Annotated in this window: 11 protein-coding genes and 1 pseudogene; 5 read left to right on the forward strand and 7 right to left on the reverse strand. The window is 71.8% G+C overall.

The window, feature by feature from the left end; all coding sequences use genetic code 11:
• The first annotated feature begins 49 nt into the window (after positions 1–49).
• On the forward strand, positions 50–235 hold the full coding sequence (locus ACQEWB_RS20205; RefSeq protein WP_242765738.1) for an antitoxin: 186 nt from the start codon (positions 50–52) through the stop codon (positions 233–235).
• Positions 236–330: 95 nt separating this feature from the next.
• On the opposite strand, the gene ACQEWB_RS20210 is transcribed toward ACQEWB_RS20205, so the two are convergent.
• From ACQEWB_RS20210 to ACQEWB_RS20225, 4 genes and pseudogenes are all read right to left on the reverse strand, one after another.
• Positions 331–1,104, reverse strand: coding sequence for a BPL-N domain-containing protein (locus ACQEWB_RS20210; RefSeq protein WP_432832911.1), 774 nt, complete (start codon positions 1,102–1,104; stop codon positions 331–333).
• 64 nt (positions 1,105–1,168) lie between these two features.
• Positions 1,169–4,722: pseudogene (mfd, locus tag ACQEWB_RS20215) on the reverse strand (transcription-repair coupling factor).
• A gap of 245 nt (positions 4,723–4,967) precedes the next feature.
• Entirely contained in the window at positions 4,968–7,547 is a 2,580-nt protein-coding gene (locus ACQEWB_RS20220; protein WP_432832914.1) for an ABC transporter permease, read from the reverse strand.
• Positions 7,544–8,332, reverse strand: a complete 789-nt coding sequence (locus tag ACQEWB_RS20225) for an ABC transporter ATP-binding protein (protein ID WP_432832916.1) — start codon at positions 8,330–8,332, stop codon at positions 7,544–7,546. Before ACQEWB_RS20225 ends, ACQEWB_RS20220 begins: the two co-directional genes overlap by 4 nt.
• Positions 8,333–8,712: 380 nt before the next feature.
• Between ACQEWB_RS20225 and ACQEWB_RS20230 the strand changes: the two genes are divergently transcribed.
• From ACQEWB_RS20230 to ACQEWB_RS20240, 3 genes are all read left to right on the forward strand, one after another.
• Positions 8,713–10,218, forward strand: a complete 1,506-nt coding sequence (locus ACQEWB_RS20230) for an MFS transporter (protein WP_432832918.1) — start codon at positions 8,713–8,715, stop codon at positions 10,216–10,218.
• 207 nt (positions 10,219–10,425) lie between these two features.
• Positions 10,426–10,884 (forward strand): DUF485 domain-containing protein, encoded by a 459-nt coding sequence (locus ACQEWB_RS20235; protein WP_432832920.1) that lies wholly within the window; start codon positions 10,426–10,428, stop codon positions 10,882–10,884.
• Positions 10,881–12,494 (forward strand): cation acetate symporter, encoded by a 1,614-nt coding sequence (locus ACQEWB_RS20240; protein ID WP_432832923.1) that lies wholly within the window; start codon positions 10,881–10,883, stop codon positions 12,492–12,494. The genes ACQEWB_RS20235 and ACQEWB_RS20240 overlap by 4 nt, the downstream gene beginning before the upstream one ends.
• Before the next feature lie 226 nt (positions 12,495–12,720).
• Here ACQEWB_RS20240 and ACQEWB_RS20245 read toward each other — a convergent pair whose 3' ends face one another.
• From ACQEWB_RS20245 to ACQEWB_RS20255, 3 genes are all read right to left on the reverse strand, one after another.
• The gene (locus ACQEWB_RS20245; protein ID WP_432832925.1) at positions 12,721–13,608 is read right to left on the reverse strand and encodes a cellulose-binding protein; all 888 of its coding nucleotides are present in this window, start codon (positions 13,606–13,608) and stop codon (positions 12,721–12,723) included.
• A gap of 280 nt (positions 13,609–13,888) precedes the next feature.
• Positions 13,889–16,138: an SUKH-4 family immunity protein gene (locus ACQEWB_RS20250; RefSeq protein WP_432832927.1), complete on the reverse strand. Its 2,250-nt coding sequence runs from the start codon at positions 16,136–16,138 to the stop codon at positions 13,889–13,891.
• A 1,273-nt stretch (positions 16,139–17,411) separates the two neighbouring features.
• Positions 17,412–18,425, reverse strand: coding sequence for an SMI1/KNR4 family protein (locus ACQEWB_RS20255; RefSeq protein WP_432832929.1), 1,014 nt, complete (start codon positions 18,423–18,425; stop codon positions 17,412–17,414).
• Between the two features lie 402 nt (positions 18,426–18,827).
• Here ACQEWB_RS20255 and ACQEWB_RS20260 point away from each other — a divergent pair, with 402 nt between their 5' ends.
• Entirely contained in the window at positions 18,828–19,364 is a 537-nt protein-coding gene (locus ACQEWB_RS20260; RefSeq protein ID WP_432832931.1) for a YwqJ-related putative deaminase, read from the forward strand.
• The last annotated feature ends 58 nt before the right edge of the window (positions 19,365–19,422 follow it).

Below are 19,422 nucleotides of genomic sequence, written 5' to 3' on the forward strand. Positions count from 1 at the left end.
CCATATCGGTCGTATCGTCGTTGCTGAGTCACTCCGGAAGGAGCTCTGGATGGGCATCTTCGACAGGTTCAAGAGCAACCGCCAGATGCAGGACAAGGCCAAGGACATGTCCGACATGGCGGAGAAGAAGGTCAACGAGAGGACGGGCAACAAGTACGAGGGACAGGTCGACCAGGCTCAGCAGAAGATCGAGGACCAGCTCGGCATGGACCGCGACCGGCCCGAACAGCCCTAGAACCCGGGACGCCCTCAATCACGTCGAAAGCTTGCAGCCGTCCGCGGGATTCCGTCTCCCGCGGACGGCTTCATGTCCGAAGACCACTGACGGCTTCATGTCCGACGACCGCCGACGGTCTGCTCCAGCAGGTCGTGGCCGAGATCGAAACGTATGCCGTCGGGATTCCTCAGCCCGTTGTACGAGTACCAGGACGCGTCGGCCTCGGGGTGGGGGCCGACCACTCCGACCCGGCCCCTGCCGAACGGCGCGACCACCGCGGCCGGGGCACCGTTGTCGTACCTGGCGAGAACGGCTGCCTCGGCGCCGTGGTTCAGCCGGAAGACCGGCCCGTCCTGGAAGTACATGTGCCGCCGTTCGGCCCGCCAGGTCACCGCCACGACCGTGTCCCGCTGGTCGTGGACCGACGCGCCGGGAGAGGTGATGTACTGGTCGGTGTCGCCGGGCAGCAGGTCGAAGCCCGGGTTCCTCCCGGCCAGATAGCCGCCCATGCAGATCCCCAGGTAACGGCCGCCGTCCCGGGTCCAGTCGCGGATCGGGCCCGCGGCACCCTTCAGCCCTGCCCAGGCCTCGTCCAGGTCGTCGTTCCCGCCGGGCTGGACGTACAGGTCGGCGGCTGCCAGGCCGTCGGCGGTCAGGGGTACGTCCTCGTCGGGGCCCACGTACCGCACCGTGAACCGGCGCGGGGCCCGCTTCAGGAGGGCGGCCGCGGTCTCGGCGCATCCGTCGCAGGACTCCGGGCCCCGGTAGACCAAGGCCGACAGCGGCTCGTCGGCGTCCCGGGCGCCGGCCGCCCGCGAGCAGCCGGCGGCCAGCAGGGTCGCGGCCGCGGCGGGAATCGCCCGGCTGATCAGTCGCCGCCGGTCCATGTGCAGACCCGTTCCTTCCTGATGCTCGGGCAGGTGACACGAGCGCCGCCGCGGCTACGACCGGCTACGACCCCAGGATCGACGCCAGGAACTCCCCGACCCAGCCCAGCAGTTCACGGCCGACCAGCGGCTTGCCGCCGACCTTCGCGGTCTTCGGGCGCGGTACCAGGATCTGGTGGACCGCCGGCTTGATGACCGTACCCGGGTACAGGCGCTTGAGCCGGAGTTCCTGGGACTCCCTCAACTCCACCGGTGCGAAGCGGATGTTGTTGCCCTGGAGGACGATCTCGCCGACGCCGCAGGCGCGGGCGAGCATCCGCAGGCCCGCCACGAGGAGCAGGTTCTCGACCGGTTCGGGCAACTTGCCGTAGCGGTCGACGAGTTCCTCGCGTACGGCCTTGACGTCCTCCTCCGTGTTGGCGGAGGCGATGGCCCGGTAGGCCTGGAGGCGCAGGCGCTCGCCGGGGGCGTAGTCGTGCGGGACGTGCGCGTCGACCGGGAGCTCGATCTTGACCTCCAGGGGCGGCTCCTCCTCGACACCGCCCTCCAGGGAGGCGCGGTAGTCGGCGACCGCCTCGCCGACCATGCGGACGTACAGGTCGAAGCCGACGCCCGCGATGTGCCCGGACTGTTCGCCGCCGAGCAGGTTGCCCGCGCCGCGGATCTCCAGGTCCTTCATCGCGACGTACATGCCCGCGCCCATCTCGGTGTGCTGGGCGATGGTGGCGAGGCGCTCGTGGGCTGTCTCGGTCAGCGGTTTCTCGGGCGGGTAGAGGAAGTAGGCGTAACCGCGCTCGCGGCCACGGCCGACGCGGCCGCGCAGCTGGTGGAGCTGGGAGAGGCCGAAGTTGTCGCCGCGCTCCACGATCAGGGTGTTGGCGTTGGAGATGTCGATGCCGGACTCGACGATCGTGGTCGAGACGAGGACGTCGTACTTCTTCTCCCAGAAGTCGACGACGACCTGTTCGAGGGTCGACTCCGACATCTGGCCGTGGGCGGTCGCGATGCGTGCCTCGGGGACGATCTCGCGCAGGCGGGAGGCGGCGCGGTCGATGGACTCGACGCGGTTGTGGATGTAGAAGACCTGGCCCTCGCGCAGGAGTTCACGGCGGATGGCCGCGCCGATCTGCTTCTCCTCGTACGGGCCGACGAAGGTCAGCACCGGGTGGCGTTCCTCGGGGGCGTGGTGATGGTCGACATCTCGCGGATGCCCGTCACCGCCATCTCCAGCGTCCTGGGGATCGGGGTCGCGGACATGGTCAACACGTCCACATTCGCGCGCAGCTTCTTCAGCTGTTCCTTGTGCTCGACGCCGAAGCGCTGCTCCTCGTCGACGATGACCAGGCCCAGGTCCTTGAACTTGGTCTCGGAGGAGAAGAGGCGGTGGGTGCCGATGACGACGTCCACCGAGCCCTCGCGCAGGCCCTCCAGGACCGCCTTCGCCTCGGTGTCGGTCTGGAAGCGGGACAACGCCCTTACGTTGACCGGGAATTGGGAGTAGCGCTCGGAGAAGGTACCGAAGTGCTGCTGCACCAGCAGGGTCGTCGGGACGAGGACGGCGACCTGCTTGCCGTCCTGGACCGCCTTGAAGGCGGCGCGGACCGCGATCTCCGTCTTGCCGTAGCCGACGTCGCCGCAGACCAGGCGGTCCATGGGGACGGTCTTCTCCATGTCCTCCTTGACCTCGGCGATGGTGGTCAGCTGGTCGGGGGTCTCGGCGTACGGGAAGGCGTCCTCCAGCTCGCGCTGCCAGGGCGTGTCCGAGCCGAACGCGTGCCCCGGGGCCGCCATCCGCGCGCTGTACAGCTTGATCAGGTCGGCCGCGATCTCCTTGACGGCCTTCTTGGCGCGCGCCTTGGTCTTCGTCCAGTCCGCGCCGCCGAGGCGGTGGAGCGTCGGGGCCTCGCCGCCGACGTACTTGGTGATCTGCTCCAGCTGGTCGGTGGGGATGTAGAGGCGGTCGCCGGGCTGGCCGCGCTTGGCGGGGGCGTACTCGACGACCAGGTACTCGCGCGTCGCGCCCTGCACGGTCCGCTGGACCATCTCGATGTACCGGCCCACGCCGTGCTGCTCGTGGACGATGTAGTCGCCCGTCTCCAGGGTGAGCGGGTCGATGGTCTTGCGGCGCCGGGCCGGCATCCGGGCGCCGTCCTTGCCGGCCGCCTTCTGCCCGGAGAGGTCGGTCTCGGTGAGCACGGCCAGCTTCAGCGTCGTATCGACGAAGCCGTAGTCGATCGAGCCGCACGCCACGTGCACGACGGACGGGGAGATCTCGCCGAGTTCCGCGTCCAGGCGGGCCGCGATGCCCTCGCCGCCGAGTACCTCGACCGTGCGGGCGGCGGGGCCGTGGCCCTCGGTGACGAACACCGTGCGCCAGCCGTCGGCGAGCCAGCCCTTGGTGTCGGCGAGGGCCTTGGCGGTGTCGCCGCGGTAGGTCTCGGGGGCGTGCATGCCGAACTTGAGGGTGTCCGCGTCCCCCGCCGCGTCAGCGGCAAATGCAAACGTCTCGTCGGCGGCGAAGGGGGACACGGACCACCACATCATGTCCAGCTCGCGGGCCCGGTCCCGGACGTCCGCGATGGACCACAGGGAGGCCGCGCCGACGTCGATCGGGGCCTCGCCGCCGCCCGCCGTGGCCGCCCAGGAGGCCTGGAGGAACTCCTGCGAGGTCGCCACGAGATCCGCGGCACGCGTGCGTACCCGCTCCGGATCGCATACGACGGCCATGGCGCCCTTCGGCAGTACGTCGAGCAGCAGCTCCATGTCGTCGACGAGCACCGGGGCGAGGGACTCCATGCCCTCCACGGCGATCCCCTCGGCGATCTTGCCGAGCAGCTCGCCGAGCTCGGGGTGCTGTTCGGCGAGGGCACGCGCACGCGTGCGGACGTCTTCCGTCAACAGGAGTTCACGGCAGGGGGGCGCCCACAGGCCGTGCTCGGCGACTTCGAGGGAGCGCTGGTCGGCGACCTTGAAGTAGCGGATCTCCTCCACGTCGTCACCCCAGAACTCGACCCGCAGGGGGTGTTCCTCGGTGGGCGGGAAGACGTCGAGGATGCCACCTCGTACGGCGAACTCGCCGCGCTTCTCGACGAGCTCCACGCGCGCGTACGCCGCCGCAGCGAGCGCGTCGACGATCTTGTTCAGGTCGGCGGTCCGGCCGGTCCTGAGTGCGACCGGCTCCAGGTCGCCGAGGCCCTTGACCTGGGGTTGCAGGACGGAGCGCACGGGGGCTACGACGACGGAGACCGGGCCGGTCTCGGGGTCGTCGGGGGTGGGGTGGGCCAGGCGGCGCAGGACGGCGAGGCGGCGGCCCACGGTGTCGCTGCGGGGGCTGAGGCGCTCGTGCGGGAGCGTCTCCCAGGAGGGGTACTCGACGACGCCGTCCGGCGGGAGCAGCGACCTGAGGGCCGCGGCCAGGTCCTCGGCCTCGCGTCCCGTCGCCGTCACCGCCAGGACCGTGCGGGCGGACTCCCGGGCCAGCGCGGCGACCGCGAAGGGGCGGGCCGCGGGTGGGCCGACCAGGTCGACGTGCATACGGTGGCCGTCCGTGGCCGCCGTGACGGCTTCCGCGAGGGCGGTGTCCTTGACGACGGCGTCGAGCAGACCGTGCAGGCTCATTCTGGGCGGCTTTCGTCGGGGGCGGGGCAACACGAAGCGCCCGGTGCGCGCAGCGGACCGGGGGTACCTCCAGCGTACGACGACGCTCGCGCGGGTGCCGGGGGCTGTGGACAACGCCGGTCACGGGGTGAAACGCCGAACGGCCGAAAACGGCCCGGCGCCGACGAGTCCCCCAAGACTCCCCGGCGCCGGGCCTCCCCCGCAACCCCCGTGTGCGGTGGCCTTACCCCCCGTGTCCCCCGTCCCTACTCGGTGGCGATCGCGTTCAGCACGTTCATCCGCCCCGCCCGGAACGCCGGGATCAGTGCCGCGAACAACCCCACGAACGCCGACCCGACGAACACCGCGGTGATCGTGCCCCACGGGATCTCCAGGACCTTCAGGCCCTCCAGGGCGAGCAGCTTCTGGGCGGTCGCGCCCCAGCCCATGCCCAGGCCGAGGCCCAGCAGGGCGCCGAAGAGGGCGATGACGACCGACTCCATGCGGATCATGCGGCGCAGCTGGCGGCGGGAGAGGCCGATGGCCCGCATCAGGCCGATCTCGCGGGTCCGCTCGACCACCGAGAGGGCCAGGGTGTTGACCACACCCAGGATCGCGACCACGATCGCCAGTCCCAGCAGGCCGTAGATCATGTTCAGCAGTTGGCCGATCTGGTCCTTCAACGCCTGCTTGTAGTCGGTCTGGTCGCGCACCTTGTACTGCGGGTAGTCGTGCAGCGCGGACTTGAGCGACTTGTACGCGGCCGCCTGCTGCCCGTCCTTCGCCGTGGCGAAGACCAGCTGGTCGAGGGGCATCCTGTCGGCCGGCACGTACTTCGCGAGCGTGGCGATGGAGATGTACTTCGAGCCGGCGTCGATCAGGCCGTCGTTGCTGGTGATGGCCCGGACCGTGAGGTTCGCGGTGGCGCCGTCCTTGAACGCGATCCTGATCTTCGAGCCCAGGTGGACGTCGTGCGCCTTGGCGAACTTCTCGTGCACCGACATCGAGTCGGGCAGGTAGGCGTCCTTGAGGTCACCGGCGACGGTCTTGACGCGGAGGTCCTTCGCGTACGTCGGGTCGGCCGCCGTGATGTCGGTGTCCTTGAGCGTCCTGCCGTCAGGGGTCGTGTAGTCGGCCTCGGTCGTCTTGTACTCGGTGACCCGGGACATGCCCGGCGTCGACTTCACGGCCTGCACGGCCTGCGGGGTGATCATCTGCCCGCCGTCGGACTGGATGATGAAGTCCGTGCCGACGGTCTTGTCGAGCTGGTCCGTCGCCGAGGCGACCATGGAGGAGCCGACCACCGAGAGGCAGGCGACCAGCGCGAGGCCGATCATCAGGGCGGCGCCCGTGGCGCCGGTGCGGCGCGGGTTGCGCAGTGCGTTGCGCTCGGCCATGCGGCCGACCGGGCCGAACATCCGCAGCAGTACGGCGCCCAGGACGCGCACCACACCGGCCGCGAGCAGCGGGCCGATGACGACGAACCCGATGAGGGAGAGGACGACGCCCAGGCCCAGCCAGAGCGAACCGTCGGCGGCCTTGCTGACGTTCGCGGCCAGGTAGAGGCAGTAGCCGCCGGCGCCGGTCAGCACCACGCCGATCAGGGCCCGGATGCGGCCCGCCTTCGCGTCGGCCGGGGCGCCGACGGCCGACAGCGCGGCCATCGGGGAGACCTTGCCGGCCCGGCGGGCGGGCAGGTAGGCGGCGAGGACGGTGACGACGACACCGAGGAGGAGCCCGACGACCGGGGTGGTCCAGGCGACGGTCAGGTCGGCGGTGGAGAGGTGCATGCCCATGGAGCTCATGAGCTTCATCAGGCCGACCGCGAGGCCGACCCCGGCACCCACACCGAGCACCGAGCCGAAGACACCGAGCAGCAGCGCCTCGACCAGCACCGACCGGTTGACCTGCTTGCGGGAGGAACCGATGGCCCGCATGAGCCCGATCTCCCTCGTCCGCTGGGCGACCAGCATCGAGAAGGTGTTGATGATCAGGAAGATGCCGACCAGGAAGGCGATCCCGGCGAAGCCGAGCATCGCGTACTTCATGACGCTCATGAAGGACTCGACGTCCTTCTGGTTGGCGTCGGCGGTCTCCTTGGCCGTCTGCACCTTGTAGGCGCCGCCGGTGGAGGCGATGACGTTCTTCTTCAGCTGGGGGTCGGTCACGCCGGAGGCGGCCGTGACGTTGACGTTGGTGAACACGCCGGTCTCGCCGACCAGCGTCTGCTGGGCCGTCTTCGTGTCGAGGTAGAAGATCGCCGCGCCGGGGTTGGTGACCTGGAAGTCGGCGATGCCGGAGATCCGTGCCTTGTGCGTGCCGACCGCGCTGATCACCGCGAGCTCGTCACCGAGCTTGAGGTGGTGCTTGTCGACGGTGTCGGCGTCCACCATCACCTGGTCGGGACCCCTGGGCGCCGTACCGGAGGTGATCTTCATGGTGCGGGCGTCGTTGCCGTTCCAGCTGCCGACGATGGTCGGGGCGCCGCTGGACGGGGAGAGGCTGTCCTTCTTGGCGTCGACGACGGTCACGGAGGTCGAGAAGACGGTCCCCTCCGCCGACTTCACGCCCTGGGCCGCGCGGACCTTGGCGACCACGGAGGCCGGCATGACCGGCGGCTTGCCGTTGTCGGAGGTGGTCTCGCCGGTGTCCGTGGCGCTCTTGGCGCTGACCGTGACATCCGAGGAGGTGGCCGCGAACAGCTTGTCGAAGGTGGTGTTCATGGTGTCGGTGAAGACGAGCGTCCCGCAGACGAACGCCACCGACAGGAGCACGGCTATCGCCGAGAGCGCCATGCGCCCCTTGTGCGCGAAGAAGTTGCGCATCGAGGTCTTCAGGACGGTCATGACGTACGCCCCCGGGCGTCGAAGTCCTTCATGCGGTCCAGGACGGCGTCCGCGGTCGGCTTGTGCATCTCGTCGACGATCCGGCCGTCCGCGAGGTACAGGACGCGGTCCGCGTACGAGGCGGCGACCGGGTCGTGGGTGACCATGACGATGGTCTGGCCGAGCTCGTCGACCGACCTGCGCAAGAAGCCCAACACCTCTGCTCCCGCACGGGAGTCGAGGTTTCCGGTCGGCTCGTCGCCGAAGATGATCTCGGGGCGGGCGGCCAGGGCGCGGGCCACCGCGACGCGCTGCTGCTGGCCGCCGGAGAGCTGGGTCGGCCGGTGCTTGAGCCGGTCGCTCAGTCCGACGGTGTCGACGACCCGCGCCAGCCACTGCTTGTCCGGCTTACGGCCGGCGATGTCCATGGGCAGCGTGATGTTCTCTATCGCGTTCAGCGTCGGCAGCAGGTTGAAGGCCTGGAAGATGAACCCGATCCGGTCCCGGCGCAGTTGCGTGAGCTTCTTGTCCTTCAGGCCGGTGATCTCGGTCTCGTCCAGGTAGATCTGCCCGCTGCTCACGTTGTCGAGGCCGGCGAGGCAGTGCATCAGGGTGGACTTGCCGGACCCCGAGGGGCCCATGATCGCGGTGAACTGTCCGCGGGCGATGTCCACGTCGACGTGGTCGAGGGCGACGACGCGGGTTTCACCGGACCCGTACGCCTTGACGACCTGCCGCGCCCGCGCGGCAACGGCCGTACGCCCTCCAGTGCCCCCGTGCCTGGGAATGGTCACGGCCGATGTCATGGCATTTCTCCTATGTCGGTCAATAAGTGAGTCGCTCGAATTGGTACGTCGATTGAGTCTGGTGCCGCGAAGGGGTCCGGCGCGCTGGTGCTCGGCACCCTCTTCTACGGGGGAAAACCCCACCCCCGCCGGTTCGGTGAACCACCCCCCGGCGGCGTAAAGCCAGGTTAAGGACGGCCCCCTGCCCGTCTCCTCCTCCGGCGGTACGAACCCGCCCCGGGCCTTGGTACGGAGGAACCCCTAGGGGCCCTCCACCGCCGGGTGGAGCCGATCTAGGGGTTCTGTCCACCCATCGGTCCAGTCAGCTTTCACCCTGCCGCGACGTGAGGGTCAAGTGGGAGAGTGTTCGGCGGCAGATAGATGCAAGGGGAAGGAATCCTGTGGACCAGGGGGATACGGAGATACAGGCGTCGGTCGCCGACGGGCGCACGCAGGGCACCCGCAGGCGCGGTGCCGTCGTCGCCGCCCTCATGCTCGCGATGGCGCTGGCCGCGCTGGACGCCACCATCGTCTCCACCGCCGTACCGCAGATCGTCGGCGACCTCGGCGGCTTCTCCGTCTTCTCCTGGCTGTTCTCCGGCTACCTGCTCGCGGTGACCGTGACGCTCCCGGTGTACGGCAAGCTGTCCGACACCTTCGGTCGCAAGCCGGTGCTCGTCGCGGGCGCCGTCGTCTTCCTGGCGGGCTCGCTGCTGTGCGCCGCCGCATGGAACATGGGGGCGCTGATCGCGTTCCGGATCGTGCAGGGTCTGGGCGGCGGGGCGCTGCAGGGGACGGTGCAGACGCTGGCCGCCGACCTCTATCCGCTCAAGGAACGGCCCAAGATCCAGGCCAAGTTGTCCACGGTGTGGGCGGTGTCGGCGGTGGCCGGGCCGGGGCTCGGCGGGGTGCTGGCCGGGTATGCCGACTGGCGGTGGATCTTCCTCGTCAACCTGCCGATCGGCGCGGCGGCGCTCTGGCTGATAGTGCGTCATCTGCACGAGCCGGAGCGCGCGCCGCGCACGCCCTCGCGCGTGGACTGGGCGGGCGCGCTGGCGATCTTCGCGTGCGGGGGCGTGCTGCTGACGGCGCTCGTGCAGGGCGGGGTGGCGTGGCCGTGGTTGTCCGCGCCGTCGTGCGCGCTGTTCACCAACGGGCTCGCGCTGGTGGCGCTCGTGGTGTGGATGGAGCGCCGGGCGGCCGATCCGATCATCCCGGGCTGGGTGTGGCGCCGCCGGACGATCGCGGCCGTCAACCTGGCGCTCGGCGCGCTGGGGCTGCTGATGGTGGCGCCGTCGGTGTTCCTGCCGACGTACGCGCAGTCGGTGCTCGGGCTCGGCCCCGCGGCCGCCGGTCTGGTGCTGTGCGTGTGGACGCTGACCTGGTCGTCCTCGGCGGCGCTCAGCCAGCACGTGTACCGGCGCATCGGCTTCCGCGACACCGCGCTGATCGGCATCGGGGCGGGCGCGCTGGTCCTGCTGGCGTTCCCGTTCCTGCCGTATCCCGGATCCTGGTGGCAGCCGATGCTGCTGATGCTGGCGCTGGGCGCGGTGCTGGGACTGTTCCAACTCCCGCTGCTCATCGGGGTGCAGTCGTCGGTGGGCTGGGCGGAGCGCGGCACGACGACGGCGTCGGTGCTGTTCTGCCGCCAGGCCGGCCAGACGATCGGGGCGTCGGTCTTCGGCGCGGTCGCCAACGGGGTGCTGGCCTCCCGTCTGGGCGGCGCGAGCGACCTGGACTCGGTGACGCGGGGGCTGGACACGGGGGCCGTCCCGGAGGCGACGCGGCGGGCGATCGCGGACGCGGTACACGCGGTGTACCTGGGCGCGGCGTGCGCGGCGGCGCTGGCGTTCCTGGTGCTGCTGGTACTGGCGCCGCGCAGGTTCCCGGTGCTCACGGAGGAGTGACGGGCGCTTCCCACGCCTCAAGTAGGCGGTCAAAAGTCTGAGTTAACGGGGGTAACACCCCAGGTCAGCGAAGTAAGCGCATACCGACCGACCAGTTTGGTGAAAAGCTCGCGCACCTGGTGACCGACGAGTAACGTGCGTGGCTCCGCACGCCCCCCACCTCCCTGCGGTCCCCGCCAGGACCCGAGCCACGCAAGGAGTACCGGGATGTCCTACGACTCGTCCCCGTCGTACCCGTACCGATCTCCACAGCAGTACCCGCAGCAGACCCCGGCGCCCGCGTACGACATGACGTACCCGTGGCAGCCTCCCCTCGACCCGCCCGAACCGGCCCCCCGCCGCCGGCCACCGCGCCCACCGCTCGGCCACCACAGCGACCTGCGGATCCTGCGCGGCGCCTACCGCTGGCAGCGGCGCACCGCATCACTCACCGCGCTCGGCTACTTCACCCTCTTCCTCCTCCTGTCGGCCTTCGCGCCGGGGTTCATGACGAGCACGGTCGCCGACGGCCTGCCCATCGGCCTGCTGCTCGCCGTCCTCCAGATCCCGGTGACCTGGCTGGCGATCGTCCTGTACGAGCACACCGCGCGCCGTTACGTCGACCCGATCGCCGACCGCATCCGCCGCGAGTCCGAGCTCGACGCCAAGCGGGAGGCGACCCGATGACGAACGGCTTCAGCGGCAACGCGCAGGCCATGTCCCTCGTCGCCTTCTCCGCGATCGCCACGATCACGCTGCTGCTGTGCGTGATGACCGGCCCGGACCGCGACGACCTCGACGAGTTCTACACGGGCTACGGCTCCCTCTCCGCGATGCGCAACGGCCTCGCGATCGCCGGCGACTACATCTCGGCGGCGAGCGTGCTGGGCACGGGCGGCATCATCGCGCTCTGCGGTTACGACGGGATCGTGCTCGCCCTGAGCACGACCCTCTCCCTGATGCTGCTGATGTTCCTGCTGGCCGAACCCCTGCGGAACGCGGGCCGGTTCACCATGGGCGACGCGCTCGCGCGGCGGATGCCGGGGCGCGGGGTGCGGATGACGGCGTGCGCGGTCACCATCGCCGCGCTGCTGCCGCTGATGCTGGTCCAACTGGCCGGTACGGGACAGCTGTTGGCGTTCATCCTGGGCTTCTCCGGCGACTCCCTCAAAACCGGCTGCATCATCGGCCTCGGCGCGCTGATGATCAGTTACGCGGCGATCGGCGGCATGAAGGGCACGGCCCTCATCCAGATCCTGAAGATGGTGATGCTGCTCGGGTCGGGCGCGGTGGTCGCCGCACTGATCCTGCGTCGCTTCGACTGGGACCCGGGCGCGCTCTTCCACGCGGCCGCCGCGCAGAGCGGGGTCGGCTCCGCCTTCCTCCACTCGGGCGTGGAGTTCGCGGGCAGCCCCAACCCCCGCCTGGACATGATCGCTTCGGAACTGACGGTCGTCATCGGCGGCGCCTGCCTCCCGCACGTCACCATGCGCATGTACACCGCGTCCAGCGCCCGCCAGGTCCGCCGGTCGATGTCCTGGGCGGTGTCCTCGGTCGGCGTCTTCGTCGTCATCATGACGGTCGTCGGCTTCGGCGCGACGGCCCTGATCGGCCGCGCGGTGATCGCCCAGGCGGACCCGCAGGGCAACACGGCGTACCTGCTGGGCTCGCGGGCTGCGTTCGGCCCCGACATCTCGGCCGGAGAAACCTTCCTCTTCACCACGGTGACCACGGCGATCTTCCTCACCCTGCTCGCCTCGGTCGCGGGCATGATCCTCGCCTGCGCCAACTCCCTGGCCCACGACGTGTTCGCGGCGCGCGCACGGGAGATGTCGGCGCGGCGGGAGATGACGCTGGCCCGGGTCTCGGCCCTGGCGGTGGGAGCCCCCGCGATCCTCCTGGCCACGCTGGTCCAACACCGCAGCCTGCAACCCCTGGTGACCCTGTCCTTCTGCCTGGGCGCGTCAGCCATAGCCCCCGCCCTCATCTACAGCCTCTTCTGGCGCCGCTACACCCGAACGGGCCTGCTCTGCACCCTGATCGGCGGCACCGTAACGGTCCTCCTCCTGATGCCGGGAACGAACCTGATCTCCGGCTCCCCGACCGCGGCCTTCCCCGAAGCCGACTTCAACTGGTTCCCGTTCACGACGACAGGCCTGGTGTCGATCCCGCTGGGCTTCCTGTTCGGGTGGCTGGGGACGGTGGTTTCGGGACGGCGGGTGTCGGAGGAACAGCGGCATCAGTACGAGGCGGTGGAGGGGTGGATTCTGGCGGGGGCGGTGCGGAGGGGCGGGTGACGGGGTGTGTGGGTGACCGGGTGGGTGGGTGACGGGGTGTGGACGACCGGGTGGGTGGGTGACCGGGGGCGTGGGTGACCGGGGGCGTGGGTGACCGGGGGCGTGGGTGACCGGGCATGTGGCAGTCGCCCGCCCGCCCGCGCCCGCCCGCGCCCGCCCGCGCCCGGCCGCAGTCAGGGGCGCGCAGTCGGCGCCGGGCGCCCCCAGCCCCGCCGCACTCCCCGCGTCACTCCCCGGACGCCGACCCCGTCAACGCCGTAAGGCTGCTCCGTACGTAATCCATCTGAGCCTGTACGTCGTCCCACCGCTCCCCATGCTCCCGAAGCACCCGCTCCGTCTCCCGGGCGATCCCCTCCGCCCGCGCCCGCGCGCCGACAACAATCTCCTCGGCCCGCCCCCGCGCCTCCTCCTGACACCGCCGAGCGGACTCCTCCGACTCCCCGAACGCCCGCTTGGCCTCGGACAACGCCGCCTCGGCCCGAGCCACCCGCTCAGCCTCCCGCGCATCCACCAGAGCCACCCGCTCGGCGTCCGCCCGCTCCGCCTCGGCCCACCGCTCGGCAAACTCCTTGGCCTGCTCGGCGAGCATCCCGGAGGTCCGCTGCCGTACCTCCCGCAGCGCGGAGAGCGCCTCCCCGCGCCCCTCCTTCACGTCCCGCCGGGCCCCGATACGCATCTCGTCGGCCTCGGCACTCGCGGCGAGCAGCCGCTGGCGGGCGCGTTCGTCGGCTTCGGCGCGCACGGTGTCGGCGTGCGCCTGTGCGGCACCGCGCACGCCGTCCGCCCGCGCCTGCGCCGCCTCCACGAGTCGCTGCGCCTCCTCCCGCGCGCCCTCCCGCACGGCCGCCGCCTCCTCCTGAACCAGCGCGAAGAGATGGCGCGCACGCCCCCCGAGGGTCTCGTACGACTGCGGCGCGAGCCCCGCGACCGTCTCGCGCAACCGCGCGGCCTCCTCCTCCATCTCCCGGGCGAGCACGGTGAGCCGCGCGGCCCGCTCCCACGCCGCGTCCCGGTCACGGGAGAGCCCGGCGGCGAAGACGTCGACCTGTTCGGGCCGGTAACCGCGCCCCCGTACGGCCCCGAAGCCGTGGGGCGAGACCGCTGTGCCGCTCATCCTGGAACCCCTCTCCGCCGAACGAACACGAAATGATGATTTCGCGCCACATGTTGACGTATGAGGCGTAAGTGTTCATAACGCGACACTCCGCGCAGGGGTCACGGTCGGCGTTGACGGCGGAACGACTTGGGAACGTGATCGCGGGGATGGTCCGGGCGGCTTCCGGCTCACTGCCGTGGCCGTGGCCGTGGCCGTGGCCAAACGAAACAAGGCCGGGCCCGGTCGCAGTGACCGGGCCCGGCCCGAGGTAACTAGGTGGGGTGTCAACGGGACGGCGTCACAGCAACCCGTCCCACATCTGCTCCAGCAGCACCGACCACCAGCTCTCCGGCGAGCCGAGCGCCGCCGGGTCGAGGGAGGCCAGCTGGGCCTGGAAGTCGACGGTCCAGCGGCCCGCCTGTTCCTGGTTCAGGCCGAAGCGGAGCCGCCACATCCGGCCGAGCAGCGCGAGGCAGCGCTGGAACTCGGGCAGTCCCGTGTTCACGAACTGCGGCGGAACCGACGCCCCGCCGGGCCCGGCCTCCACCGGCACGGCGACGATGTTCGCCGTGCCGTACTGCACGCAGATCGCCCGGCCGAAGTCGCTGCCCATGACGAGATAGGAGCCCGCGTCCGAGGACGGCTGAACGCCACGTTCCTGCGCCAGTTCGGCAAGGGTCGGCACCGGCCGCCCCGGCTGGGACTGCGCCCAGAAGAACGGGCCCATGTCCAGCGGCAGCCCCGCGACCACCAGCGACTGCGCCACGACCGGCGGCACGCCCTGCCGGGACACGGCCGCCTGCTCGAACCGGAAGACGCCCGGGCCGAACGCGCCCGCCATCTCCTGCGCGATCGCCTCCGGCGGAATCGGCGGCGCGGCCTGCACCGGCGGCAACGGCGCCCGCACCGGCGCCGGGCGCGCGGGCCCGTCCGCGACCTGGTGCAACTCGCCCTGGTGCACCAGCAGTTGCTGCATCCCCTGCTGCCGGCTCGCGTGATCCGTACCGTACGGCGCGATGCTCGTGATCCGCGCCTGCGGCCACTGCTCCCGGATCATCCGCGCACAGTACGCACCCGGTAGCTCGCACGACTCCAACTCGGTGTGCAGCTCCAGCACCTGGTCCGGCGGCACGTTCATGCCCCGCAGCTCATGGAAGATCTGCCACTCCGGATGCGGCGTCCCCGGCGCCGAACGCCGGATCAGCTGCTGCTCGGACCCGTCCTGCGCCCGATACCGCAGCACGGCCTGATAACCGGGCCCCACGGTGGGCTGCCCCTGCGGGGGCGGCGGGTAACCGTAAGCCGGCTGCTGCGTGGGGCCGGGGGACGGCGGCATCGCGCCGACGGGTGGGGGCATGGCACCGGGAGCCTGAGCCATCCCGCCGGGAGCCGGGGGCATCGGCGGCTGGGGGGCGCCCGGCGTCACGCCAAGGGCGCCCGGGGTGCCGAGTGCGCCGGGGGCCGGTGGAGGCGAGGGCATGCCGGGGGGACCCATCGGGGGTGCGCCAGGGGCGCCGACCGGGGGTCCTACCGGGGGTGCGGCCAGCACGGTCTCGGCGTGGTGAACGGCGCCTTGGGGGGCGCCAGGAGCGCCAGGAGCGCCGGGTGCGCCGGGGGCACCGGGGGCTCCTGGCATGCCGGGGGCACCCGGAGGCTGGAGGGCGCCAGGGGCACCTGGAGGAAGAGGGGCGCCAGGCGCGCCCAGTGCACCCGGGGCGCCAGGCGGCTGCGGTGTGCCGGGGGCACCCGGCATGCCAGGAGCGCCTGGAGGCTGGAATCCGCCAGGCGCACCCAATCCGCCCGGGGCGCCCGGAGGTTGGGACGCGCCGGGCGCCCCCGGCATACCCGGGGCGCTCGGAATACCCGGTGCGCCGGGGGCGCCAGGTACGCCAGGGGGACCCGGAGGCATGGATGCGCCCGGGGCGCCAGGCATGCCAGGGGCGCTCGGGATGCCGGGGGCGCCGGGCGCGTTCTGCGCACCAGGGGCGCCCGAGGCACCCTGCGCGCCGGGCGCGCCCGGAATACCAGGGGCGCCCGGAGGCTGAGGTGCGCCCCCGCCCGGGCCCATCCGACCGGGGTCGGCGAACATCGTGGCGGCGTGATGGACGTCGGGAGGTGTACCGCCGGGGGCGTTCGGCGCACCGGGCGGGTTGGGGGCGCCCGGGGGGTTCGGCGCGCCGGGCGGCTGCGGTGCGCCCGGGGCGTGCAGCCCGCCGGTGCCCTCCGGCCCCTCGGGACCGAGCGCCGACACCAGCTGCGTCGGAACGTACCCGCCCGCCCCCGGCCCGGCAGGCGGCGCGGACGGAGGCGTACCCCCGGCCCGCGCACCCGGAGCCCCAGGCGCACCCGGCGGAGGCGGCGTCGTCCCACCCCGGCGCGGCGGAGGCCCGGCCTTGCTGGTCGCGGCGTCGGCGATGTCACCGGCGTTCGGCGCACCGGGCACGCTCGGCGCCCCCGGAGCGGCCGGCGGCTGCGGCGCACCCGGCACCCCGCCCGGCCCCTGCGGATACCCATATGAGGGCGCAGGCGGCACAGGCGGCGGAGGCATACCCGGCCCGGAGACACCCGGCTCCTGCTGACGCGCGTACGGAGGAGGGGGAGGCGGCGGAGGCGTGGCCCCGCCCGGAGGGGGCGTACCCGGCCCACAGCACCACCCGCACCCTGCGGATACCCATAGGCCGACCCACCGGGCCCCGGCGGAGGCGGCGGCGCACTGCCACCGACAGGCGCCCCCGGCACACCATCCACGCCCTGCGGATACCCGTACGCCGACCCACCAGGCCCCGGCGGAGGCGGCAGCGGCGCACCACCCGGCGCACCTGATCCCACAGGCGCCCCCAGCACACCACCCACCGCGCCACCCGCACCCTGCGCCCCCGGCGCACCACTCACACCCGCCACACCACTCACACCCGGCGCCCCGCCGACACCCTGCGCCCCGGGCACGCCACGTGCCCCCGGCGCCCCCGGCTCGTCCAGCGCCGACTCCACCGCCGTACGCGGAAGTTGGCTCCCCCCGGACATCAACTCGGTCTGCGCGTCCGGCGGCGTGTCCTCCGACTCGTTCAGCGGCGGCGCGAACACCGTCGCCGGCAGCGGCACGGAACGGTCCTCGCCGGCATCGGCGTTGGTGTCGGTCCCGGCCCAAGGCGTCGCCCCTTCAGGCACGCCCGGCATCGAAGCAGCCGAACCACCGGACCCGGCGGCCGAGTTCGAGGAACCGGAACCCGCACCACCCCCACTCGGCACCCCGGCCTGCGTCTCAGGAAGCTCACCCCCCGAAGCACCGGACCAAGCCCCGGCACCAACGCCCGCACCCGCTCCAGCACCGACCCCGGCACCAGACGCGGATCCGACACCCGAGGCACCCTCAGCTCCAGATCCAGCTCCAGCCCCGGCCCCGCCACCCCCGTCCCCACCCCGCCGATCCGTAATCCCCAACTTGTCCGCCGCCTCCTGCAACCACTCCGGAGGAGTCAGCAGGAAGGACGTCTGGTTCAGGTCCACCCGGACCGGAGCCGCGGACGCCGGTGCCGGGTCGGGGTCGGTGTCCGGGCGGCCGTACTCCTCCTCGTAGCGGCGGATCACCTCGCCCACCGGCAGCGAGGGCCACAGCGTGGCCTCGCCGCTGTCCCGGGCGATCACCAGCCGCTGCGCGCCGCCGTCCGAACGCGGCCCGTCCGAGCGGTCCTCCGCCCACACCACGAACCCGAGCTCGAACTCCCGTACCCGCACCTCGCGGTGCTGGTAAGAGGGCACCTCACCGTTGATCCACTCTTCGGCGCGCTCCTGCGCCTGCGCGAAAGTCACCATCGTCCAGCTCACTCCCCCACCGACGACGCCGAAGAAGCCGAAGCCGAGGACACCGGAACCGCGTGTGCGAAACCGCCGTCCACCATCAGGTTCGCCACGGTCTCCAACTCCGGCGGAGAACCCGCGAGTCGGGACAGAAACGCGTCGAAGTCCTCACCGCACGGCACCAGGAGCCGTTCCACCCGCTCCGCAGGCGCCCACGAAGGGTCCACGTCCCGCGCGTCGTCGTAAGCGCAGAACCACACCGAACCGAGCCGCTCGCCCTTCACCTTCACCGCGAGCAGACCGCCCTGGACGAAACCGACACCGAGGTAGTCCTTGGTCAGATGGTCGCGCAGGCACTTGTTGACGTAGACGAGGTCGTTGACCGCCGCCTCGTCCCGGACCGTGAAGAAGGGCTGGTCGACGAGGAGGCCCAGTTCGGCGTCGAGCGCCGTACCCACGGGCGCACTTCCACCCGCGGCCTTCAAGAAGGTCCGGTAGGCGCCCGGCAGCCGGTAGCCGAGGTCCTCCTCGACCCCCTGCACCTGGCCCTCCGTCACCGCGACCCCCGACTTCGGCAGCCCGAAGTGCGCCGGCCGCGTCTCCTGCAACGGCCGCGTGCCCCGCTTGTTCTGGTCGACGCCCGCCGTCGCGATCCCGCCGTGGTGCCGCAGCAGCGCCTTCACGTCGACCGGGATCAGTTCGAGCCGGCGCGAGCCCACCACGTGGTGCCAGGTCCAGCCGTGCGGCGTCGCCACCGAAGGCACCGTGTCCCACAGGTCGTGACCGGTCGCCGACAGCGCCGCGTTCGCCGAGACGTAGTCCGTCAGCCGCAACTCGTCGACGCCGAAACCCTCCGGCGGCTCCGCGATCTCCGCGGCCGCACGCGCGTAGGGCGAGAAGTCGGGGTAACCGTGCTCGTCCACACGTACCCCTCTCGGGTGACGCGCCGCCCGCACCGGATCCGGGAAGTGCACGACCTGCCCGGCATAGGCCGCGTTCGGCGGCGCGGCCTTCTGCCCGAGCCGACCTGTCGTCATGGCGGTTGCCCCCTGCGGCACTCTGGTACGACCCGCAACGACCGGCTCCCACCGCCCGCTACGCACCGTATCGACTGTCTAGTCCGTCTCGACTTCCGTCTCGACCGTCACCCACGCGTGTTCACCACGCGCACCAGCGCGTGTCACCACGCACGCCCGCGCGTGTCACCACGCGCCTTCGCGCGCACGACAGTGCGTCGCCCGCGCGAATCGCGGCAACGACAGCCTATGCGGTACGACGACACCGGTCACCGGCGCCGGTCATGACCCCTTCCGCTTCCGTGACCAGCCGTCACCCCCTCGTGACAGCCCGCCCAAACCCGGGCGTGTCGCACCGCCCCAGCTTCCGCACCCGCCACGGGATTTGGCACTCTGTGTCGTCCGGGGGATGCTCGGGAGGGGATGACGATCATGAACGCGACGCAGACGGGACCGCACACGGACGCCCGCAACACCGGTATGTCCGGCGACCCGCGCATCGGCTGGAGCAGCACCGAGGGACCGCACGCGCCCGCCCTGCTCCACCGCCGCGACGGCATACTCCCGACCGTCGCCGCCGCCCTCTCCGTCCGCGGCGCCACCCTCACCGGCACCGCCGCCCGCGGCGACCAGCCCCCGCCGCTGCACCCGCTCGTCCAGGACTTCCTGGACACCCTCACCAGCGCCCAGCGCGACCGCTTCACCGGCCGCTGCGCCGAGACGATCCTCATCTCCCGCCAGATAGCCGCCGCGGACGACGCCCGCAGCAGGCGCGCCGCCCGCAAGCCCATGACCAACGGCGAGGCCCGCAAGGCCCTCAAGACGGCCAAGCTCACCGCCCGCCGCATCCGCGAGGACGGCGACCCCCTGCACGGCAGCTTCGCCGCCCCCTGCCGCGCGTGCAGCGCGCTCAGCGCCCACTTCGGCGTACGCGTCGTCGATCCCGCGGCGGACGACTGACCCCGCCTCCACCCCCACAGCACCAAGGCAGACCGGCAGGACGGCCCCGCGCCCGACC

It is taken from the genome of Streptomyces sp. CA-249302 (genome assembly GCF_050936785.1).
GTDB lineage: Bacteria > Actinomycetota > Actinomycetes > Streptomycetales > Streptomycetaceae > Streptomyces.

Bases quoted from the DNA above. Each gene is read 5' to 3' on its own strand.
- ACQEWB_RS20205 (WP_242765738.1), top strand. From the start codon at position 50: ATGGGCATCTTCGACAGGTTCAAGAGCAACCGCCAGATGCAGGACAAG.
- ACQEWB_RS20210 (WP_432832911.1), bottom strand. From the start codon at position 1,104: ATGGACCGGCGGCGACTGATCAGCCGGGCGATTCCCGCCGCGGCCGCG.
- ACQEWB_RS20220 (WP_432832914.1), bottom strand. From the start codon at position 7,547: ATGACCGTCCTGAAGACCTCGATGCGCAACTTCTTCGCGCACAAGGGG.
- ACQEWB_RS20225 (WP_432832916.1), bottom strand. From the start codon at position 8,332: ATGACATCGGCCGTGACCATTCCCAGGCACGGGGGCACTGGAGGGCGT.
- ACQEWB_RS20235 (WP_432832920.1), top strand. From the start codon at position 10,426: ATGTCCTACGACTCGTCCCCGTCGTACCCGTACCGATCTCCACAGCAG.
- ACQEWB_RS20240 (WP_432832923.1), top strand. From the start codon at position 10,881: ATGACGAACGGCTTCAGCGGCAACGCGCAGGCCATGTCCCTCGTCGCC.
- ACQEWB_RS20245 (WP_432832925.1), bottom strand. From the start codon at position 13,608: ATGAGCGGCACAGCGGTCTCGCCCCACGGCTTCGGGGCCGTACGGGGG.
- ACQEWB_RS20250 (WP_432832927.1), bottom strand. From the start codon at position 16,138: ATGCCTCCGCCGCCTGTGCCGCCTGCGCCCTCATATGGGTATCCGCAG.
- ACQEWB_RS20255 (WP_432832929.1), bottom strand. From the start codon at position 18,425: ATGACGACAGGTCGGCTCGGGCAGAAGGCCGCGCCGCCGAACGCGGCC.
- ACQEWB_RS20260 (WP_432832931.1), top strand. From the start codon at position 18,828: ATGACGATCATGAACGCGACGCAGACGGGACCGCACACGGACGCCCGC.